The organism is Acidovorax sp. IB03 (genome assembly GCF_016406015.1).
In the GTDB taxonomy this organism is placed as follows: domain Bacteria; phylum Pseudomonadota; class Gammaproteobacteria; order Burkholderiales; family Burkholderiaceae_C; genus Acidovorax; species Acidovorax temperans.
Window position 1 is genome coordinate 1 of the sequence record NZ_JAEFCH010000088.1, and the last position, 1133, is coordinate 1133.

Annotated in this window: 1 protein-coding gene and 1 pseudogene; both read right to left on the reverse strand. The window is 62.8% G+C overall.

The features are described 5' to 3' along the window. Nucleotides 1-899: electron transfer flavoprotein subunit alpha/FixB family protein (locus IHV84_RS20165; RefSeq protein WP_198848162.1), on the reverse strand; the 899-nt coding region annotated here is incomplete at its 3' end. Next, nucleotides 900-1133, reverse strand: a pseudogene (locus IHV84_RS20170) (electron transfer flavoprotein subunit beta/FixA family protein); the annotation flags it as partial.

A 1133-nucleotide genomic window follows, 5' to 3' on the forward strand; every position in this document is an offset into this window, starting at 1 on the left:
AACAAGTCCGCCTCCAGCCCATAGTCCGCCACGCTGAAGATCGGCGCTTCCGGATCCTTGTTGATCGCCACGATCACCTTCGAATCCTTCATCCCGGCCAAGTGCTGGATCGCACCCGAGATACCAACAGCGATGTACAGCTGCGGCGCCACGATCTTGCCGGTCTGGCCCACTTGCAAATCGTTGGGGGCGTAGCCCGCATCCACCGCCGCGCGGCTGGCGCCAATGGCTGCGCCCAGCTTGTCGGCCAGTGGGGTGATGACTTCGTTGAACTTCTCGGCGCTGCCCAAAGCCCGGCCACCGGAGACGATGATCTTGGCGGCGGTGAGTTCAGGCCGGTCGCTCTTGGCGATTTCGCTGCCGATGAAGCTGCTCTTGCCGTTGTCGGCTGTGGCGGCTGCGGTTTCAACGGCGGCAGAGCCACCAGTGGCGGCTGCTGCGTCAAAGCCGGTGGTGCGCACGGTGATGACTTTGACGCTGTCGCTGCTTTGCACGGTGGCAATGGCGTTGCCAGCGTAGATGGGGCGCTCGAAAGTGTCGGCGCTCACAACCTTGGTGATGTCGCTGATCTGCGCAACGTCGAGCTTGGCAGCCACGCGGGGGGCCACGTTCTTGCCGCCAGCGGTGGCGGGGAAGAGGATGTGGCTGTAGTTGCTGGCGATAGCCAAAACTTGCGCGGCGACGTTTTCAGCGAGGCCATGCTCCAGGCCGGCTGCGTCGGCGTGGATGACTTTGGCGACACCGGCGATCTGGGCAGCGGCTTGTGCGGCGGCACCGGCGTTGTGGCCGGCGACGAGGATGTGCACGTCGCCGCCGCAAGCTGCAGCGGCAGTGACGGTGTTGAGGGTTGCGCCTTTGATGCTGGCGTTGTCGTGTTCAGCAATAACGAGTACCGACATTTAGATCACCTTCGCTTCGTTCTTGAGTTTTTCAACGAGTGCAGCTACGTCAGCCACCTTGATGCCTGCGCCGCGCTTGGCGGGTTCGGTCACCTTCAGGGTCTTCAGGCGCGGAGCCACGTCCACGCCGAGGTCTTCTGGCTTGACGGTGTCCAGCTGCTTTTTCTTGGCCTTCATGATGTTGGGCAAGGTGACGTAGCGGGGTTCGTTCAGGCGCAGGTCGGTGGTGATGAC